Genomic DNA, 19,696 nt, shown 5'->3' with positions numbered 1-19,696 from the left:
GCCGTCAGTGCTCGTCAGCCCTCGTGCGCAGACCGCTCGAGCCGTGCCGCAAGTTGCGTGCTCTCCAGCGGACGCCGTGACTGCCAGTAATGACGATTCCAATAGACGTTGTCGAGACGGGAAAGCTTGACGCCCTGCGAGGTCGATGCGTGCAAGAAATAGCCATCGCCGACATAGACGCCTACATGGTTGTAGGGGCCGGGCGAGCGGAAGAACACCAGGTCGCCGGCCTTCAGCGCATCACGCGAGATGCGGCGGCCTTCCTGCATCTGCTGGTCGGTGGTGCGCGGCAGAGACAACTGGAACGCATCGCTGTAGACGTGTTGCATCAAGGCGGAACAGTCGATACCACGCCGCGTGGTACCACCGAGACGATAGGGCGTCCCCACCCAGCGTTCGTGCTCGGACAGCAAGGCCTCGCGTATGCGCGCCGGTGACACCAGGGCACGCTGGACGTCGCTGGCACGGTACGTGGCGAGAAGCGATTCGGGTCCCGTCATGCCATTCGCCGCTTCGCCGATCCGGGCGGCGGCCGACAGGGAAGACGGGTGTGCAGCAGGAGATTGCGGGGACGTCGCTGCACAGCCGGCCAGTACCGACAACAGCAAGCCCAGCGCCATGATTCGAAGCATCCAAGCGACCTCATCATCACACGTCGTTCAACCTCGCTGGATGCCTCGGAGCGCTTGCACGAACGCAATGACACGCCCTGCCACCTAGGCACTGCCTGGCGAGGGGGTCGCTGTGGTGGTGGCGCGTTTACAGGTGCCACCGCCAAAGCGGCCTAGACTCGATTCGTTGACGCCTCGCGCCACGGACCGGGCAGCGAGACCGTGACGATGATAGAGAAACTCCCGCCATTTGACGAGAGGTCTCGTCCTCATGAGATGCCTTGAGTCATCCATGGGATGCCTGCATGAGGCGTCAATGCAGCGTGCGGGCATCCCCCGGCAACGTGTCGATATGCAACGGCGCCCAATGCCGCGCGGGCGCGCCCGGAAAATCGAGACTGGCCCAGGCCCCGGCCAGGGGCGGCGCACCGCTCAGCCAGGCGGCCAGGGCCTCGCCGAAGCTCTTGAGCAAGGCATCGCGCTCCTCGGTTTCCCCCATGAAGAACGAGAAGCCCGCGTAGAGCCCCCGCGCATAGTCCCTCCAGCTCGCATAGTGCGCCCGCGCCAGTTGCGTGGCACGCTCGAGGAAAGCGTCGAACTCCGCCGCCGAGAGCCACTCCATTTGGCGGCCGGCGATGGCAAGATCGACGGTCTGGGCGACGTCCCACGCCGTCATGTCGATATCGTTGCATCCCGCCGCGTTTTCCTGAACACGACGCAGGCGCAGCAGATGATTGCGTTCGTCCTCGCTGCATTCATCGGATTCGATGATCGCGATCTCCTCGCGCAACCGTGCCGCATTCAATGTATAGGGCGCGTAGTTGATCAGATATTCCTGGCGGTCGCCGGCATCGATCAGAAAGTCCAGAAAGGTCTTGAGCGCCTCCGCCGACAGTAGCCCGTAATGTCCGTCGAGCCATTCCCGAAGCTCATCGCGCTCGCTGCGCCCCTCGGGAACCGGTGCGCCCCACACCGCCGCGTTGAGCGGCCCGACCAGCGCCAGGGAGGTGAAACGCGGCAGTGACAACCGCTCGCCGGGCTCCAGCCACGATCCTTGGTGCCAGTCGAGCCAATGGAAAGGGCTGCCGGGGTCGTCACGGTGCCAGCGGATTTCCGCCACCAGGGACGGCTCGTCACCTTCGGGCAACGCCGCCTCCCAAGTCGCCCAGGCATCGATCAGTGCCTGAGGGCCAGTGTAGAAACGACTCAACACCCCCCGCAGGGATTCCGCCAACTCGTCCAGCGCCGCACGATCGTAGTCGCCGCTATCGGCACACATCATCAAATAGAAAGCGTACTTCTCGGCCATGAAGATGGTCGCCGCGTGGCGCGCGCAATGCTTCAACTCATTGCGCATGCGCACGGCCTCGGGGTCGGCGCGACCGGTGGGCGTGTCGGTCTCGGGCAAGGCGCCATGGGCGGCATCGGCCGCCAGCTGGTTGAGGTGGTGCACCTGCGCCGGCAACCACAAGCGCGACAGCCCTGCCACGCCCATGGCCGGATCGAGCCCCAGCATGTCATGAAGATACGTACGCGCATCGTCTTGGCGTTGGCGGTCCGGCACCCGGTCGATTCCCTGACGATACGCCAGATCGGGTTCGCGCACCGACGCCAGTGCCATCACCCATTGCCATGCCGAGGCCCGCCACTTGCGGATCATCGACCGCGAGGCGTCGCGCCGGGGGGCGTCGAGCAGTGTATCGAGCGGTACCTGCCAGGGACTGGAGGCCGCATTGAGCAACGCGCTCCAGTCAGCCGCGAACTCGGCGCGACGATCCACTCCCTCGAACAGGCTGCGACCGCGTTGGTACGCCTTGGCCACCGTGGTCCAGTCACGGTAGCGGCGCATCAGCAGATCTCCTGCGTGAGCCGCGAAGGTCTCGGCCTCATGCCGTTCGAGCCAGCCGGCGTTCCAGCCCGCGTAGGCCAGGTCGGCCAGACGCAACCAGTCCCAGGCCGCCCATTCCAGAGGCTCGCCACTGGACAGAAACGTCAGCATGACGTGACCGTAATCACGCGCCTCGCCCAGCGATGCCTGCCAGCGCCGCCGCGCGGTTTCCCCCTGCACGGTCAACCGCTGCGCGTCGAGATCCCAGGTATAGCGATGCCCCTGGCCCCCCAGCCAGAGCAGCAGACGGATCAGCTCGTCCCGGTCGTCGATGCTCCACACCTCGGACAACCAGCGATGCACGTCGGGCCAATCGCGCGATGGCTCGCAAGTGGCGCTCAGCACGGGGGAAAACGCCGCACGCAGCCGCCACACCCCCGCCGAGCCCGAAGGCCAGGGCGGTTGGCGTGAAGCCGCTTGTGCTTCCGCCAGCCAGGTAGCGAGGACTTCCCAGGTGACGCCGGCCGACTCCTGCTCGAGTTGTGCCAGAGCCTCGCACGCCTGGAGAAAGCCGTCGTCGCCTTGCGCCCAATCGACCTGACCGCGCTCGCGACGCAACGCCGACAACCAGGCATCGAGCGAATCGTGCTGCGACTGTATATCGGCGGCCAGCCACGCGGCCCACGCCTGCGCTTGCGTGTCCTCCAGCCATCCGGCTGCGCCCGCCAGCGCCAGCAGTTCCAGCGCTTGAAGACGACGCAGCGCCCCGCCCTGCCCCGACAGGCAGGCCTCCACCAGACGCCAGCCCAGCTCGCCACGCTCACGCACGTCGAACAGCGCCAAGCGCGCCTGCGCCGAGTCGGGCGACACACTCAACGGCTCGGGATCGAACGCCCAGCCGCACAGCACCAATTGCTGGGCCCACCAGGCTTTAAGGGGATCGATCAATGCGCACCTCACTCATGGCTCGGACATTCACGTCATAACGGCGCCATAGTGTACCGGAAAGATGTTCGTGTCGCCGATAACCGCGGCGTGGCATGAAAATCCCGATCGCGGGAAAAAGCACTGGACGTCACCCCGGCCGAGTGTTTTAAATAATGCACACAGCGTCAAGCAATACACGAACCCTGCCAGCCTGGAGAGCCTCCATGAGCCCACAGCATCCCGATATTCTGATCGACCGCGCCTATATTGGCGGTCAGTGGCGTGACAGCGAGCGCCGCTTCAAGGTAACCGACCCGGCCACGGGCGAAACGCTCGCCGAGGTCCCCGACCTGGGCGCCGCGGACGCCCGTGACGCCATCGCCGCGGCCGACGCCGCCTGGCCGGCATGGCGCAAGCGTGCCGCCAAGGAACGTGCAGGCCTGCTGCGCGCGTGGTTCGACCGCGTCATCGAACAGCGCGAAGCGCTGGCCCAGCTCATGACGCTGGAACAAGGCAAGCCGCTCGCCGAAGCACGCGGCGAGGTCACCTACGGCGCCAGCTTCATCGAATATTACGCCGAACAAGCCAAGCGCATGGCCGGCGAGACACTCCCCGGCCATGGCGCCGACAAGCGTATCCTCGTCATGCGCGAGCCGATCGGCGTGGTCGCCGCCATCACGCCATGGAACTTTCCGCTGGCCATGATCACGCGCAAGTGCGCGCCCGCCCTGGCGGCCGGCTGCCCCGTCGTGATCAAGCCCGCCGAAGCCACGCCGCTCACGGCGCTGGCGCTGGCCAAGCTGGCCGAAGACGTCGGCCTGCCGCCGGGTGTCATCAATGTGATCACCGCCGAAAAACCCGCCGAGATCGGCGAGGTGCTGACCACCGACCCGCGCGTGCTCAAGGTGTCCTTCACCGGCTCGACGCCGGTCGGCAAGCGCCTGCTGGCGCAATGCGCCGACACGGTCAAGAAAGCCTCCATGGAACTTGGCGGCAATGCCCCCTTCGTGGTCTTCGACGACGCCGACCTGGATGCCGCCGTGGAGGGCGCCATCGCTTCCAAGTTCCGCAATGCGGGACAAACCTGCGTATGCACCAACCGCTTCCTGGTGCAGGATGGCGTGTACGATGCGTTCATCGCCAAGTTTGCCGCGCGCATCGAGGAGCTTCAGGTCGGCAACGGGCTCGAGGAAGGCGTGACGCTGGGGCCCTTGATCAACGCCGGCGCACTCGAGAAGGTCGAGGCACACATTCACGACGCCCAGTCCAAGGGCGCGCGCCTGGTCTGCGGCGGGAACCGTCATGCCCTCGGCGGCACCTTCTTCCAGCCCACGTTGCTGGCCGATGTCACCGAGGACATGCAGGTCGCTCGCGAGGAGACATTCGGGCCTCTGGCGCCAATCTTCCGCTTCAGTGACGAGGCACAGGCCATCGAGATGGCCAACGCAACCGAATTCGGCCTTGCTGCCTATGTCTATGCGCGCGATTATCGGCGTATCTGGCACGTCATGGAGGAGCTCGAATACGGCATGGTCGCCATCAACGAAGGCCTCTTGTCGACCGAACTGGCTCCCTTCGGCGGCATCAAGGAATCCGGGTTGGGCCGTGAGGGCTCACACCACGGTCTCGAGGAATACACCGAGCTAAAATACGTCTGCCTGGGCGGACTTTGACAAGGAGGCAAGCATGAACAACGCACAGCTCAACGAACTCAAGCAGCGCTATGTCGCCAGCGGCGCCGCGAGCCCGGCCGGCCAGTTTGCCGAGCGCGCGGAAAACGCCCTGATCTGGGACGCCGACGGCAATCGCATCATCGATTTCGCCGGCGGCATCGGTGTGCTCAACATCGGTCACCGTCACCCCAAGGTGGTTCAGGCGGTCAAGGACCAGCTCGACCGCGTGATGCATACCTGCCAGACGGTGATGCCCTACGAGGGCTACGTGAAGGTGGCCGAAAAGCTCAGCCAGCTGACGCCGGTGCGCGGTCACGGCAAGGTGATGCTGGCCAACTCCGGCGCCGAGGCGCTGGAAAACGCGGTCAAGGTCGCCCGTGCGGCCACCGGGCGCGACAACGTCATCTGCTTCACCGGCGGCTACCACGGCCGGACGTTCATGACCATGGCCATGAACGGCAAGGTCGCCCCCTATGCCACCGATTTCGGCAGCATGCCGGGCAATGTCTTCCGCGCCCCTTATCCGGTGCCCTACCACGGCGTCAGCGAGGAAGATGCGCTGCGCGGCCTGAGAATGACGCTCAAGACCGATGCCAATCCGCACAATACTGCTGCCGTGGTGCTCGAGCCGGTGCTCGGTGAAGGCGGCTTCTATGCGGCCTCGCCCAGCTTCCTCAAGGCGGTCCGCGAGATCTGCGACGAGCACGGCATGCTGATGATCGTCGACGAGGTGCAATCCGGTTTCGGGCGCACCGGCAAGCTGTTTGCCATCGAGCACAGCGGCGTCGAGCCGGACATCATCACCATGGCCAAGAGCATGGCCGACGGCATGCCGATCTCCGCCGTGGTCGGTACCGACAAGGTCATGGATGCCTCCGGCGGCAACTCCCTCGGCGGCACCTACACCGGTAGCCCGGTGTCCTGCGCAGCCACCCTGGCGGTGCTGGAAGTCTTCGAAGAAGAGAAGATTCTCGAGAAGAGCCAGGCGCTAGGCGACAAGCTGGCCGAGCGCTTCGCCAAGTGGCAGCAGGACTTCGCCTGCGTCGACAACGGACGCAACCTGGGCGCCATGGCCGCCTTCGACGTGGTGTCCGACAAGGCCAACCACACGCCGGACGCGGACCTGGCCGGCGCGCTGTGCAAGAAGGCGCGTGAAAAGGGCCTGATCCTGCTGTCCTGCGGGCTCTACGGCAATACCATCCGCTTCTTGATGCCGGTGACCATCGAGGACGAGGTGCTTCAGGAAGGTCTGGGCATCGTCGAAGACTGCCTCAAGGAACTGACTCAGGCATAACGAGCCAACCTGAGGTCCATCGTCGAAGGGGCGCCATGCGGCGCCCCTTCGTCGTTTACGGTGCGCTTTCACGCTGGGGGATGGGACGATGTCACCCGCGGCAGCAGCCAGCGCTGCATGGCATTGCGCACGCGCAGCACGAACTGCTCCTGGAACATCACGCAGAACATCACGGTGAGCAGGAGAAACAGCGGATAAAACGCCAGCGAACTGTCCCCCGCCGCGTCGAGACATCCCCTAAGGTCACTCCCGCAGAGCGTGGGCTCACCGGCCCATACCCGCTCGATGCGGGTGAAGATCACGAATAAGGGTACGTGCAGCGCGAACATCGGCAACGAGGCGCCCCCCAGGCGCGTCGCCAGGCGTCGCACACGCCGGCTGTCGGGCGTGCGCCACTGAGTGGCCAGCAGAATCAGCGCCAGCTGCGCCGGCAGCAGCAGTCCGTTGTGCAGCACGTAATACCAGGCATGCCCCTGCCCCAGCAGCCATACCGCTCCGATCACGCACCCTGCCACGAACGCTGCAAGACCACAGCGCTGCATCGCGCTCAGCCATCCTCCCGCCGCCCGATAACGGGTGTACCACACGCACAACAGAATTCCGGCCACGAATTCGGGCAGGCGGATCAAGGGATTGCGATGCAGAATCCCGGTCTCCGGCATGCCGAAATCGGTCGTCGCGATCACCACCAGCGGCGGTATCAGGTAAAGCAGGTTGGTCAACAGCAGAGCCCGCCCCACACGGCGAAGACGAAACAGGCGCGGCGCCAGCCATGGAAACGTCAGGTAGAACGCCATCAACGCCGAGATCGACCAGGACGGCGGGTTGAAGGTCAGGTAGTACGGGTTCCAGGCATGCAGCAAGGCGACATTGAGTCCCAGGTTGAGCGCCAGCTCTCCGTTGCCCATGAAATGTTCCAGGGCCCCCGGTGTCTGGCCGAGATCGTTGTTGACGTCATAGATGACGAAGCGCAGCGACATCCCGGCATCGTCCGGCGTGATCGCCAGGTACCCGATGAGCGACGAAATGCCGATGGCCAGCAGCAGGGAGCCGATGTGAATCGGATAGAGGTTCGAAAACCGCTTGACCCAGAAGCTGCGTGCCGGTTCGCGCAGCTTGCGCTCGTTGTCCAGGTAGACGTGGGTCAGCAAAAACCCCGACAGCACAAAGAAGGTACTGGTCGAAAAGAAGCCGATGTCGGTCACATAATGCGACCAGTCGCGGATCGACGGGTAGGTATGCAAGGTGTGAAAGATAACGATATAGAGTCCGAGCGCGAAGCGTAGCCATTCCAGGCCGATGAAGCGCTCCTTCTGACTCGTTTGCCGTGCCTTTTCCATAAGCCCAAGTTCCTCGAGTGGCGCCTGAACGGCGGCGGCCACGAAAAACCCCGGCCTCTCGTCGAAGCCGGGGCCACACATTGTCGTGCTTTCGTCGCCAGCCAGGCGTCAGCTCTTGCGCACCTTGGCCACGACCCACAACAGAACGACGGCACCGATCACGGCCATGATCAGTGAACCGATGACATTGGTATGCGACAGGCCCAGCAGGCTGAAGAGAAAACCGCCGATCACGGCGCCCACGATGCCCACGCCGATATTGCCCAGCACACCGAAGCCGCCACCGCGCATGATCTTGCCGGCGATCCAGCCGGCCAGGCCACCGATGATCAGCCATAGAATGATGCTCATTGCCTCATCTCCTTCTTTCCTTGAAAGCTATCCGTTCATGACACACGACGGGGTGAATGTCGTCTCCAGCATAGCAGTTACCCGAACGAAACGGCGCATGGCGACAGCCCCAGTCCGTCGCCATGCGCCGTTCACCCCGGCACCCGCCAGGATACTTGGCGAGGCGTGCCGCATTCGCGCCAATCCGGGTGCGCGTCGGCGGAACGCCACACACGATGGTGCAGCATCGACAGCAGCACCGGGTCGTCGAGGAACCGCAGTCGCGTGCTCGCGCCTATCCGCTCCGGATTTTCGCTCGCCACGTCCGTCACCTGCTCATCGCGGTGACGGCGCAGCGCCGCCGACAGGCCATGGCGGCTCGTCGCCAACGCACATCCCAGCGCATTGGCGACGGGATCGACCACGACCTGCACGAAGTTGGGCGCGGCATCCTGCTGTCGGCGCATGCGCTTGAGATGGCGCACCATGCGCCGCAATACACGCGGCGGATGCGTTTCCTCTGGAATGCGGAACAGGCGCGCATGCTGACACCAGCGCCCCAGCGATACACGGCTGGAAAATACCGACACCGGAATCGAGAGCATCAGGGCTCCCACGATCGGCGCCAGCCACCACAGGAAGGTCGGCTCCATGTAATACACTCCGGCAGCCCATACGGCGCCGATCAGCGTCTGCATGCCATGGTGCCGCACGGCATCGCTCCATGGGGTATCACTGTTGTCACGCGAGGGCGAACGCCACTGGATGGCCCGCCCCATCAACGCGGTGAGCACGAAGCGTGTATGGAACAGCATCCTCACCGGCGCCAGCAGCATCGAGAACAGCGATTCCAGCACCATGCTCGCGAACAACCGCGCCCCGCCGCCGAAGTCCTTGGCACCCTGGGAAATGGCCAGAATCACGCTGAGGACCTTGGGCAGGAACAGCAGGGTCGCCGTCGCCGAAAACAGCCCCACCGCCAGGGTCGGATTCCACTGAGGCCAGACCGGGAACATCATGCCGGGCTCGGGGAAGTATTGAGGCGTGCTCAGCGTATGCACCGCCAGCAAGGCCGTGGACAGGATCAGGAACAGACACCACAAGGGCGCCGAAATATACGACATGACCCCCGTCAGGAACACGGCGCGATGCACGGGATGAATCCCCTTGGCCAGGAACAGCCGGAAGTTCATCAGGTTGCCGTGGCACCAGCGCCGGTCACGATTGAGTTCGTCGAGCAGGTTGGGCGGCATCTCTTCATAACTGCCGTCGAGATTGTAGGCGATCCACACGCCCCACCCGGCACGACGCATCAAGGCCGCTTCGACGAAATCGTGCGACAGGATCTCGCCCGACAGCGCCCCCTTGCCCGGCAGAGGCGCCAGCATGCAATGCCGCATGAAGGGAGCCAGACGAATGATCGCGTTATGCCCCCAGTAATGCGACTCGCCCAGTTGCCAGAAATGCAGTCCCGCCGTGAACAGCGGACCGTAGACCCGCGTAGCGAACTGCTGCATGCGGGCGTAGAGGTTCAGGCGTCCCGAGGCGCGTGGCGCCGACTGAATGATGCCCGCCTTGGGATGCGCTTCCATCAACCGCACCAGACGCGTCAGGCAGGCGCCGCTCATGACGCTGTCGGCATCCATCACCACCATGTAGCGATAGTTGGCGCCCCAACGGCGGCAGAAGTCGTCGATATTGCCGCTCTTGCGCTTCACGCGGCGTTGTCGCCGTCGATAGAAGACACGGTCGAAGGCATCCAGCTCGCGACATAGCGAGAGCCAGGCATGCGTCTCGGCGATCGCCAGGTCGGGGTCGAAGGTATCGCTCAGAATGAACAGGTCGAAGTGGCGTTCCTGGCCGCTGTCGCGCAGCGACTCGAGCGTGGCGCGCACACCCGCGAACACCCGCGCCACGTCCTCGTTGCAAATCGGCACCACCAGTGCAGTGCGGGCCGTGTCGTCGATGGGCGCGTCTTCATGCACGTCGCGGGCGTCGATCGCGTAGCGGTCACGGCCGCGCAAGAGCTGGAAGAACCCCATCAGCGCCGTCCAGAACCCCGCGGACACCCAGCAGAACAGGAGCACGAACAAGGCCAGAATGGCAACCTCGAGCGCCTGCTTGCCCTGATAGGGCAGCACCGAGCGCATGTACTCGGCAGCGACCAGGCTTTGCCCCACGACCAGCAGCAACAGTACCTTGCGCCGCCACATGCCGACCTTCTGCCAGCGCGGCGTGGGCGACTCCTGCCGGGCCTTGTGACGCCGCCGAAACCCGCGCCCGATCCAGTTACGGGTACGCTGCGCATAGCGCACGAAGGGATTGGCGGCCCAGGGCTCAGGCGCCAGGGGGGTACGCGCCAGCGGCGGAGCCGTGTGCAGGCGCGTGATGCCGTGTGCATCGGTGGTGAGTACCTCGGGCGGTGCCAATGGACGTGCGCTGTAGGCCAGCGACAACCTGGCGCCCACCGACACCGCAGCGGGATCGTCCGGCGGCGGCTCATGGCCACCTAGCCTCCCGTGCAGGGCCTCCAGGCCCTGCGCGTCGATGTCGCTGGCGAGCAACGCTCGCCGTGCACTGCGGACATCCGTCTCCTGCGCCAAACGTTCCAGATAATCACCCGCCACCGCGTTGGAGTCTGACTCAATCATTGGCGGGTAGCCGGTAGTACCAGGTTTCCGACAGGCGTTGATCGCCGTCCTTCAAGAAGGCGCGCATATCCAGAGGTTGACCGTTGTTGCTGCGCTTCACACGCAAGAACATCCGCCAGCCACCTGCGGCCTTGTTGGGCTCGACCCGGCTTTCTACCAGCTCGCCGTTATCGCCGATGTCCGTCTCGACCGTGATGTCGGCATCGCTTTCCAGCGATTCCAGCCCCGGCCCCTTGAAGTCGACGATAAACGCCAGCGACCCATCGGTCTCGCGCACCAGATTGTCCTGACGCACTTCACCCCGCGAGCGGCGCGTCTGATCGACCCAGGATAGATCAGGACTATGGAACTTGGCCTCGTGGGTGGTCCAGTACATGCGGTAGTTGAATTCGAACGCTTCGCCGGCTTCGACCGCCCCTTCGGGCTTCCACATCGCCACGATGTTGTCGTTGGTCTCGTTCGGCGTCGGAATCTGGATCAACTCGACCTTCCCTTTGCCCCAGTTGCCCTGTGGCTCGACCCACACGCTGGGACGCCGGTCGTAACGGTCCGTCAGATCTTCGTAATCGTGGAAGTCGTGACTGCGCTGCAGAAGGCCGAAGCCCTTGAGAGAGGCGACTTCCTGATTGTTGACCATCAACTGGCCGGGATTGGCAAGCGGACGCCAGGTCCAGCCGGGCTTGCTGCCATCGTCCTTGCTCTCGCCGTCACCGCTGCCATTGGTGCCGGCACCCCCCCCGTCATGAATCAGCAAGCCATTGGCATCGTGAATGGCCGGCCGGTAATTGAGGGAGTCGGAGGGCTGCGCAGGACCATACAGGTACATGCTGGTCAACGGGGCGATGCCCAGTTTCTCCACGGCGTTGCGCGTGAACAGGCGCGAGGAGACATCCACGACGGTGTCCTCGCCGGGCCGCAGCACGAAGCGGTAGGCGCCCGTCAGGCTCGGCGAATCGAGCAGCGCGAACACGGTAAGGTACTGGCTGTCCGGGCTCGGTTTGACCACCCAGAATTCACGAAAGGCGGGGAACTCCTCGCCACTGGGCAATGCCGTGTCGATCGCCAGGCCACGCCCCGAGGTGCCATAGGTCTGATGGCGCCCCACTGCACGGAAATAACTCGCCCCCTGGAAGGCCATGACCTCGTCCATCACCTCGGCGTCGTTGATCGCATTGGTGACCTTGAAACCGGCAAATCCGAGCCCCTCGAGATCCTCTTCGGGAATGTCCAGATCGCCATAGTCGAAGTCGCCGGGGTCGAAGGACAGGTCCTGAACCTTGCCATCCACGATGGTGTGCATCGTCACGGCGCTATTGTAATGCATGCCTTCGTGGAAGAACTTCAAGTTGAAAGGCAGGTCTTCGCCCTGCCACAAGGCCTGGTCGTCCTTCATTTGAATCTGAGCATAGTCGGCGTACTCCAGCTGACTCAGCGATTCCGGCAAGCTGGACTCCGGGGCCTGATATCCTTGCTTGGACAGCTCTGAAGCCTTCTTCACCACGTCCTCGAATCCGAAGGCAAAGCACGTCTGCGCCGCGAAGACCAAACACATACCCAACACACCCGCCAGGGGCCAACGACAGCGGCGCGTGGCACTTGCCGTCAAACAATGTCGATTCGGTACACTCACATTACTACTCCCTTGCGGCTTTTCAGGGGCAGACCACCCCTTCCTATCACATTCTTCGACAGGCGGCGTCACGCCAGCGAAGAGGAAAGTTACCAAAGAAGACACAGATTTCGATGAGACGAGCAGCCTCCATGCTCTCGAACACTGAGCTTAGCATTGCGGCGGGTCCGAAGGGAGCCCATGGTAGGCTTGGATCGCATTCGCTTTAACCCCCAACGCTTGAATGATGACGAGAAGCGCGCATGTCGACAGCCAGACGCCCATTTGTCCCCACGCCCTCATCCCCCGATCTCCGGCGAGGGGCCGCCGTCTTCGCCCTGCTGATGTTCGCGACCTATCCGCTGGTCATGGCCGACCGCCTCTATCTCGACGATATCTGGCGCAGCATGCATGGACAGCTGGGCTGGACCTCGAACGCACGTCCGCTCGCCGATGGCGTCATGATCGCGCTCAACATGGGCACACGCGTCGTGGATCTCGCGCCCTTGCCATTATGGCTGGGGTTGGCGGTGATCGCCGTGCTGCTCGTCGTGCTGCGTCAAGTCTTCGCCACTTTTTCCACCGGTCACGCTTGGTGGGCCATGGCGTTGCTTGCCCTGCAGCCTTTCTTTTTGCAGAACCTCTCCTATCGCTTCGACGCTCTTCCCATGGCGCTCGCTCTGAGCACGTCAGGACTGGCCCTGGCGGCCGGTGTGCTGCGCCCCGGCCTGCCCGGCCTGGCCCTGGCGGCACTGAGCCTGATGGCCAGCCTGTGTTTCTACCAGGCGGCGGTGAGCGTTTACTTCGTCCTGCTGGCCTTCCACGTGTTATTGAGTCTCGCCACTCACGGCACGCCCCGCTGGCGACTGCATTTGGGCTTGCTGATCGTGGGGGCCGCGACCGTACTGATCTACAAAGGACTGTCGAGCCTGTGGCTGGCCGGCGGCTATAGCCTGACGCACAGCCAGATGGTGGCGCCCGGCTCGCTGCCCGGCCACCTGCTCGCGCAAACGCTCGACTTCTGGCGTTACGCCGCGCATGTCCTGGATGGAGCACCGTGGTGGGGGCTGGCGATCATCGCTGTGGTGGCTGGCATCGGGCTATGCCTCGGTACCGCCCGCCCGCCACGAGACGAACATGCCCTGGCCCTTCCCTGGCGGTGCCTGCTCCTGGTCCTGATCGTCGCGCTGCTACCGCTCGGCGCTCTCGGCATCATGGCCGCCCTGCAAGACCCCATATGGCGACCGCGCACCTTCATCGGCTTCGGCGCTCTGGCGGCCGGCACGCTCTTCTGTGCCGTCCTCGCCTGCGAACGGCACGGCCTCAGATGGCTGGGCAATGGACTGCTCATCGTCGTTCTGGGCGGGGCTACGGTCATCGCCTATGCCTACGGCAACGCACAGAACCACCAGAAGCACTTCGAAAACACCATCTCGCAGCGCCTGATCGACGACCTGAGACGGCTCGAAACGTCGGGACCGCTGGTCTTGGTGGGCACACTGCCGCTCAGTCCCGCTACTGCCAACGCGATGAAAGCCTTCCCCATCCTCGATGAGCTGATGAAAAGCTACCTCGACGGCGGCGACTGGTGGGGATACCAAAACCTGTATCGCCTGGGCCTCCCCGAACGCTATGCCTTTCATGGCGGCAGCGAATTGCGGGAAGCATTCGTCGCCCGCTGCGACACACTCGCGCCGCTGCAACGGCGCGGCTGGTATTCGATCTATCGCTGGCGGGAGGCCGTTTTCGTCGCCTTCGATGGCGGCTGTCCCGAAAAATGACGCGCATGCAGCCGCCGTGAATCGAGTCAAGCAGACATTGACTCCTCAATGTCAGACAAATGGCGAATGGTAGTTTACTATTCGCAGACTAAAATTCGTCCCCACGATGCAATGATATCGACGCGGTCGTTGCGCCAAGGCCGACGATAGGTGCCGGGCATGTCGCCGGCCTTCTTCTCGTCACGACCATGATTCATGAGAGTCCAAGGATGCCTATTCCATGCATGCCCTGACCCTGATCTCGTTTCTTTTCTTTACCGGGCTCGTTGCCCTGATCACCTGGCTGATCACGCGCCGGGATGATCTGCGCAGCACACGCGGCTATTTCCTGGCCGGGCGCAGCCTGACCTTTCCGCTGATCGCCGGCTCCCTGTTGATGACCAACCTTTCCACCGAGCAGATGGTGGGCCTCAACGGTGCCGCCTTCACCGATGGATTGAGCGTCATGGCCTGGGAGGTGGTGGCCGTCGTGGCCCTGGTGCTGCTGGCGCTGTTCTTCCTGCCGCGCTTTCTGCGCAGTGGCATCGCAACGGTGCCGCAGCTGCTGGAAATCCGCTTCGACCACGGCACCCAGTTGATCTGCAACATCATCTTCCTGATCGCGTATGCGGTCATCCTGCTGCCCATCGTGCTCTACTCCGGTGCCATCGGCCTGCAGGGCATGCTCGACCTGCAAGGACTGACCGGTATCGAATCCAGCAGCTTCCTGCTCTGGGCCACGGTATGGATCGTCGGGTTGATCGGCGCGGTCTACGCGCTCTTCGGCGGGCTGCGCACGGTGGCGGTGTCGGACACGCTCAATGGCGTGGGGCTGCTCATCGGCGGTTTCCTGATCGTGTTCTTCGCCCTCAATGCGGTCAGCGACGGCAACGGCATCCTCGCCGGCTGGGACATTCTCAACACCCAGCATCCCGAGATGTTCAACTCGATGGGACGCGAGGATCAGGCGGTTCCCTTCGCCACGCTGTTTACCGGTGTCTTCTTGATCAATCTGTTCTACTGGACCACCAATCAGCAGATCATTCAGCGCACGTTCGCCGCCAAGTCCCTGGCCGAGGGCCAGAAAGGCGTGCTGCTGACCGGTTTCTTCAAGCTGCTGGGGCCACTCTATCTGGTACTCCCGGGCATCATTGCCTATCACATGTATGCCGATCAGGGCATCCAGGCCGACGAGGCCTATGGCCATCTGGTCTTCGACATTCTGCCGCCGTATCTGACCGGTTTCTTTGCCGCGGTGATGGTCGGCGCCATCCTGTCCTCGTTCAACTCGGCACTCAACAGCACCACGACCCTGTTCAGCCTGGGCATCTACAAGGGCGTCATCAACAAGAACGCCGATGAAGCCCAGGTCGTCAAGGCGGGCAAGATCTTCGGCTGGATCATGGCCATCGCCGCCATGGTCATCGCACCGCTGCTGGCGGGACAGGAAAGCCTGTTCAGCTACCTGCAGACGATGAACGCGATCTACTTCATTCCCATCCTCGCGGTGGTACTGGTGGGCCTGCTCACCAAGCGCGTGCCGGCGGTCGCCGCCAAGGTCGGCCTGGTCGCGGGCTGTCTGTTGATCGCAGCGGGCTACTTCGTGCCACCCTTCAACAAGATTCTCGACGTCACCAGTCAGTATCACTTCGTGGCCGGCGTCTTCGTGCTGCTGATCGCCATCATGCTGATCATCGGCAAGATCTGCCCGCGTGAGACCAAGTGGGTCCATCGGGATGTCGAGGCCGTCGATCTGACGCCCTGGAAAGGCGCCTGGCCCGTAGGGCTGGTACTGGTGCTGTGCGTCATCGCCATCTATGCCGCCTTCGCCGGCTAGACGACGTTCGTGTGCCGAATGCAAAAGGCCCGCGCCATTCACGGCGCGGGCCTTTTTTCATGTTCGCATCCGGGTGATAACCGATACCGACACTCCGCATACCGCATCGGCAACGCTCGACATTCACGGGTCGCCAACGAACGAACGCCCGACCGGCAGTGCCGGGCGGGCGTCTTTCACTCTCTCGGTGTGACGCACTCAGTCCAGAAACGGATTGCGCAGCACGATCGTCTCGTTGCGGTCGGGGCCGGTCGAAATGATATCGATCGGTACGCCCGTCTGTTCCTCGAGGAAGCTGATATAGGCACGTGCGTTGTTGGGCAGGTCCTCGATCCGCTTGACGCCCAGTGTCGACTCGCTCCAGCCCGGCAGGTCCTGATACAGCGGCTCGATGACTTCGTAGCCTTCCGAATCGACCGGTGTATCGATGGTCTCGCCGTCCTTGCTGCGATAGCCGATGCAGACACGAATGTTCTCGAGGCCGTCGAGCACGTCGAGCTTGGTCAGGCACAGCCCCGAGACCGAGTTGATCTGCACCGCGTGACGCAGTGCCACGGCATCGAACCAGCCGCAGCGGCGCGCGCGACCCGTGGTGGCACCGAACTCATGCCCCTTCTCCGCCAGATGGCGACCGAACTCGTCGAACAGTTCGGTGGGAAACGGGCCGGACCCTACCCGGGTGGTGTACGCCTTGGTGATGCCCAGCACGTAATCCAGGTACAGCGGACCCACGCCCGACCCCGTGGCCGTGCCTCCCGCCGTGGTGTTGGAACTGGTCACGTAGGGATAAGTACCGTGATCGATGTCCAGCAGCGACCCCTGGGCCCCTTCGAAGAGGATGTTCTCGCCCGCCTTGCGGGTGTCATGCACCAGAGAGACCGTATCGCAGACCATCGGCCGCAGCTCTTCGGCGATTTCCATCGCCTCGTCGAGCACGCGCTGGAAGTCCACCGGCGCTTCGTGGTGGTACTGCGTCAGCACGAAATTGTGATAGTCGAGCACTTCGCCGAGCTTCGAGGCAAAGCGTTCGCGATGCAGCATGTCGCCCAGGCGCAGCCCACGACGCGCCACCTTGTCCTCGTACGCGGGCCCGATACCCCGGCCAGTGGTGCCGATCTTGGCGATGCCACGCGCTTTCTCGCGCGCCTGGTCGAGACGCACGTGATACGGCAGGATCAGCGGACATGCCGGCGACAGACGCAGGCGTTCGCGCACCGGCACGCCCTTGGCTTCAAGCTCGCGAATCTCGTCCATCAGCGCTTCCGGCGAGAGCACGACCCCATTGCCGATCACGCACGTCTTGTCGGCGCGCAGCACGCCGGACGGGATCAGATGCAGGACGGTCTTCTCGCCGTCGATGACCAGCGTATGGCCGGCGTTGTGACCGCCCTGAAAGCGCACCACCGTGGCAGCGGATTCGGTCAGCAGGTCAACGACCTTGCCTTTCCCCTCGTCACCCCATTGGGTACCCAGTACGACTACGTTCTTGCCCATTGCTTTCGTCTCTCGATCAAAGGATCCGCCGTTTTACGCGAGCGGTTCGACCCGCCATTCGCCGTTCGATTCCACTAGCTGCCGATCGCAGCGCTGTTCGCGGGGCCCGACGCGCTGTCCGGGCAGCGCCTGAATGACACGCTCCCCGGATGCCCGCAGACGCGCGATGGCGTCTTCCAGCCCCGCGCGCTCGTCCGCCGGCGCCCAGATGCCATCACAGCGCGGGCCGCTTTCCTCCAGCGACGCCAGCAGTTTGAGGTCCATGGAAAACCCCGTCGCCGGACGGGCGCGCCCGAAGGCGCGCCCCGTATCGTCGTAGCGCCCGCCCTTGGCCAGCGCCTGGCCGTACCCGGGCACATAGGCGGCGAACACCATGCCCGTGTGATACAGGTAACCGCGCAGCTCCGCCAGATCCAGATAGACCTCGGCCCGCAGGTGATTGTCGGTCACCGCGCGACACAGTGCCTGCAGCTCATCCAGGGCCGCCATGACGGCGGGTGGCGCCCCGGCGAAGACCTCGCGGGCCTGGTCGAGCACTTCCTGCCCGCCATAAAGACGCGGCAAGGCCTGCAGCATGTCGACCAGGGCGGGGTCGCTGACATCACGAGCCACCAGCGCATCGACATCGTTGAAAGCCTTGCGCTCGATGGCCTCGAAAAGCGCCTGCTCGCTTTCGGCACTCAAGGCCGCCGCATGCACCAGTGCACGATAGATGCCGATGTGGCCGAGTGCCAGGTGAACCTCGCCGGCCCCGGCCACTTCCAGGCCGGTCAGTGCCAGCCGCACCACTTCGATGTCGGCATCCAGGCCGGCATGACCGAACAACTCGACGCCGACCTGCGTCGGACTGCGACCGCCCTGATGCTTGTCCGCCTTGGCACGCAGCACGGTCGTGCAATAGCACAGCCGTGCGGGGCCGCTGCGCTTCAGCGAGTGCGCGTCCATGCGTGCCACTTGCGGAGTGACGTCCGCGCTGGCGCCCATCATCCGCCCCGACAGCTGGTCGGTGAGCTTGAATGTCTGCAGATCGAGGTCGGTGCCCGTGCCGGTCAACAGCGAATCCAGGAACTCGACCGTGGGCGGGATCACCAGGTCATAGCCCCAGCGGTCATAAAGATCGAGCAACGCACGGCGCAGTTGCTCCATGCGCGTCGCCTGCGGCGGTAGCACTTCATCCATGCCGTCGGGAAGCAGCCAGCGGTCAGCGATGGTCATCGTTCGGTCCTGCCAGAAATGAGTGGCGTATTGCATATTGGCATCGTCACGTGCGGACGCGCCAAGGCATGGTGGAAACATGCCATGCCAGACAGTCGCATCGTGGCCTCGCCGCGATCCCGCTTCGTGGGCACTCAGGCCGCGGACAGGCCACAAAAAAACCGGGCCTCGCCCGGTGTCAAGAGTCTATCACGTTTGGCCCCCGGGTGTACCCCGGGGGCCCGAGTGCCACTATGGCTGGCTTGCGTCGTCGTTGCCGTCAGCCGAGCGGAAGTAGCGGAAGAACTCGCTGTCCGGGCTCAGCAGCAGCATGTCGTCACCCTTGTCGAAGCTGTTGCGGTAGGCTTCGAGAGAGCGATAGAAGTTGAAGAAATCTTCATCCTGCTGATACGCGTTGGCGTAGATCTGAGCGGCCTCGGCATCACCTTGACCACGCAATGTCTCCGCCTTCTCGCGTGCCTCGGCCAGTTTCACCTGGCGCTCGCGATCGGCTCGCGCACGAATGCGCTCGGCCTGTTCCTGCCCCTGCGCACGGTACTGGCGTGCCTCGGCGTAGCGCTCGGTGCGCATGCGCTCGAACACCGCCTGACGAACTTCCTGCGGCAGCTCGACACGCTTGAGACGAATATCCAGGATCGCCACCCCGACTTCGTCGCGCAGCTCCTCGTCCAGCGTCTGCTGAGGCTTCTGCAGCATTTCATTGCGGTCTTCGCTGATGATCTTGTTCACCTCGCGACTGCCGAATGCGTTGCGCAGGCTCTCGTCGACACGTGGCGCGATGAGGTTCTCGGCACGCGCTATGTCACCGCGTGTCGCCTGATAGAACAAGCTCGGATCGACGACCTGCCATTTGACATAGGAGTCGACGATCAAGGCATTGCGACGCGCCGTCAGAAAGCGGCTTTCGGTGCTTTCCAGCGTCTGCACGCGTGCATCGAAATAACGCACGGTGTTGAGAACCGGCCACTTGAAATGCAGGCCGGGCTGGATGTCGGATTCGACGACTTCACCGAAGCGCAATTTGATGGCCCGCTGCGTTTCCGTCACCACGTACAGACTGGCACTTGCGAGCCAGGCCCCCACGGCCAGCAGTGCGACGATACCTAAGGCACGATTGTTGACCATGA

The 19,696-nt window shown here is 63.8% G+C and carries 13 protein-coding genes; 4 read left to right on the top strand and 9 right to left on the bottom strand.

Annotation, left to right across the window (positions count from 1 at the left end):
- Positions 1-14: 14 nt before the first annotated feature.
- Together ABGX75_RS13100 and ABGX75_RS13095 are read right to left on the bottom strand one after the other, a co-directional pair.
- Positions 15-632 carry an NlpC/P60 family protein gene (locus ABGX75_RS13100; RefSeq protein WP_011506594.1) on the bottom strand — a complete coding sequence of 206 codons (618 nt, stop codon included), beginning with the start codon at positions 630-632 and terminating at the stop codon, positions 15-17.
- Positions 633-924: 292 nt separating this feature from the next.
- Positions 925-3,387, bottom strand: coding sequence for a YbeU/YbeR family protein (locus tag ABGX75_RS13095; RefSeq protein ID WP_347410512.1), 2,463 nt, complete (start codon positions 3,385-3,387; stop codon positions 925-927).
- 203 nt (positions 3,388-3,590) lie between these two features.
- Between ABGX75_RS13095 and ABGX75_RS13090 the strand changes: the two genes are divergently transcribed.
- Together ABGX75_RS13090 and gabT are read left to right on the top strand one after the other, a co-directional pair.
- A complete protein-coding gene (locus tag ABGX75_RS13090) occupies positions 3,591-5,039 on the top strand; it encodes an NAD-dependent succinate-semialdehyde dehydrogenase (protein WP_347410513.1) in 1,449 nt (482 codons plus the stop codon).
- Positions 5,040-5,052: 13 nt separating this feature from the next.
- Entirely contained in the window at positions 5,053-6,333 is a 1,281-nt protein-coding gene (gabT, locus tag ABGX75_RS13085) for a 4-aminobutyrate--2-oxoglutarate transaminase (protein ID WP_011506590.1), read from the top strand.
- Positions 6,334-6,401: 68 nt separating this feature from the next.
- Here the strand turns inward: gabT and ABGX75_RS13080 are convergent, their stop codons facing one another.
- From ABGX75_RS13080 to ABGX75_RS13065, 4 genes are all read right to left on the bottom strand, one after another.
- Entirely contained in the window at positions 6,402-7,673 is a 1,272-nt protein-coding gene (locus ABGX75_RS13080; RefSeq protein ID WP_011506589.1) for an acyltransferase, read from the bottom strand.
- A gap of 108 nt (positions 7,674-7,781) precedes the next feature.
- Positions 7,782-8,024 (bottom strand): GlsB/YeaQ/YmgE family stress response membrane protein, encoded by a 243-nt coding sequence (locus tag ABGX75_RS13075; protein ID WP_011506588.1) that lies wholly within the window; start codon positions 8,022-8,024, stop codon positions 7,782-7,784.
- A gap of 131 nt (positions 8,025-8,155) precedes the next feature.
- Positions 8,156-10,654, bottom strand: coding sequence for a glucans biosynthesis glucosyltransferase MdoH (mdoH, locus tag ABGX75_RS13070; protein ID WP_347410514.1), 2,499 nt, complete (start codon positions 10,652-10,654; stop codon positions 8,156-8,158).
- Complete coding sequence (locus ABGX75_RS13065; protein WP_110061291.1) at positions 10,647-12,206, bottom strand: glucan biosynthesis protein G; 1,560 nt, start codon at positions 12,204-12,206, stop codon at positions 10,647-10,649. Before ABGX75_RS13065 ends, mdoH begins: the two co-directional genes overlap by 8 nt.
- A gap of 320 nt (positions 12,207-12,526) precedes the next feature.
- Between ABGX75_RS13065 and ABGX75_RS13060 the strand changes: the two genes are divergently transcribed.
- Positions 12,527-14,044 (top strand): glucosyltransferase domain-containing protein, encoded by a 1,518-nt coding sequence (locus ABGX75_RS13060; RefSeq protein WP_011506585.1) that lies wholly within the window; start codon positions 12,527-12,529, stop codon positions 14,042-14,044.
- 220 nt (positions 14,045-14,264) lie between these two features.
- Positions 14,265-15,860 (top strand): solute:sodium symporter family transporter, encoded by a 1,596-nt coding sequence (locus tag ABGX75_RS13055; protein WP_011506584.1) that lies wholly within the window; start codon positions 14,265-14,267, stop codon positions 15,858-15,860.
- Between the two features lie 198 nt (positions 15,861-16,058).
- Here ABGX75_RS13055 and ABGX75_RS13050 read toward each other — a convergent pair whose 3' ends face one another.
- The 3 genes from ABGX75_RS13050 to hflC form a co-directional block, all read right to left on the bottom strand.
- Complete coding sequence (locus ABGX75_RS13050) at positions 16,059-17,354, bottom strand: adenylosuccinate synthase (protein WP_011506583.1); 1,296 nt, start codon at positions 17,352-17,354, stop codon at positions 16,059-16,061.
- Between the two features lie 33 nt (positions 17,355-17,387).
- Positions 17,388-18,569: an ATP phosphoribosyltransferase regulatory subunit gene (locus ABGX75_RS13045; protein WP_011506582.1), complete on the bottom strand. Its 1,182-nt coding sequence runs from the start codon at positions 18,567-18,569 to the stop codon at positions 17,388-17,390.
- A 231-nt stretch (positions 18,570-18,800) separates the two neighbouring features.
- Positions 18,801-19,694 carry a protease modulator HflC gene (gene hflC / locus ABGX75_RS13040; RefSeq protein WP_110061293.1) on the bottom strand — a complete coding sequence of 298 codons (894 nt, stop codon included), beginning with the start codon at positions 19,692-19,694 and terminating at the stop codon, positions 18,801-18,803.
- Between the last annotated feature and the right edge of the window lie 2 nt (positions 19,695-19,696).

Origin of the sequence: Chromohalobacter sp. (assembly GCF_039830575.1) — a bacterium.
Lineage (GTDB): Bacteria > Pseudomonadota > Gammaproteobacteria > Pseudomonadales > Halomonadaceae > Chromohalobacter > Chromohalobacter israelensis.
Note: the sequence above shows the minus strand (reverse complement) of the source record. Positions and strands in the feature narration are given on the sequence as shown.

Excerpts from the sequence above, each read along its gene's own strand:
- ABGX75_RS13100 (WP_011506594.1), bottom strand. The coding sequence starts at position 632 with ATGCTTCGAATCATGGCGCTGGGCTTGCTGTTGTCGGTACTGGCCGGC.
- ABGX75_RS13090 (WP_347410513.1), top strand. The coding sequence starts at position 3,591 with ATGAGCCCACAGCATCCCGATATTCTGATCGACCGCGCCTATATTGGC.
- gabT (WP_011506590.1), top strand. The coding sequence starts at position 5,053 with ATGAACAACGCACAGCTCAACGAACTCAAGCAGCGCTATGTCGCCAGC.
- ABGX75_RS13080 (WP_011506589.1), bottom strand. The coding sequence starts at position 7,673 with ATGGAAAAGGCACGGCAAACGAGTCAGAAGGAGCGCTTCATCGGCCTG.
- ABGX75_RS13075 (WP_011506588.1), bottom strand. The coding sequence starts at position 8,024 with ATGAGCATCATTCTATGGCTGATCATCGGTGGCCTGGCCGGCTGGATC.
- mdoH (WP_347410514.1), bottom strand. The coding sequence starts at position 10,654 with ATGATTGAGTCAGACTCCAACGCGGTGGCGGGTGATTATCTGGAACGT.
- ABGX75_RS13065 (WP_110061291.1), bottom strand. The coding sequence starts at position 12,206 with ATGTGTTTGGTCTTCGCGGCGCAGACGTGCTTTGCCTTCGGATTCGAG.
- ABGX75_RS13060 (WP_011506585.1), top strand. The coding sequence starts at position 12,527 with ATGTCGACAGCCAGACGCCCATTTGTCCCCACGCCCTCATCCCCCGAT.
- ABGX75_RS13055 (WP_011506584.1), top strand. The coding sequence starts at position 14,265 with ATGCATGCCCTGACCCTGATCTCGTTTCTTTTCTTTACCGGGCTCGTT.
- ABGX75_RS13050 (WP_011506583.1), bottom strand. The coding sequence starts at position 17,354 with ATGGGCAAGAACGTAGTCGTACTGGGTACCCAATGGGGTGACGAGGGG.
- ABGX75_RS13045 (WP_011506582.1), bottom strand. The coding sequence starts at position 18,569 with ATGACCATCGCTGACCGCTGGCTGCTTCCCGACGGCATGGATGAAGTG.
- hflC (WP_110061293.1), bottom strand. The coding sequence starts at position 19,694 with ATGGTCAACAATCGTGCCTTAGGTATCGTCGCACTGCTGGCCGTGGGG.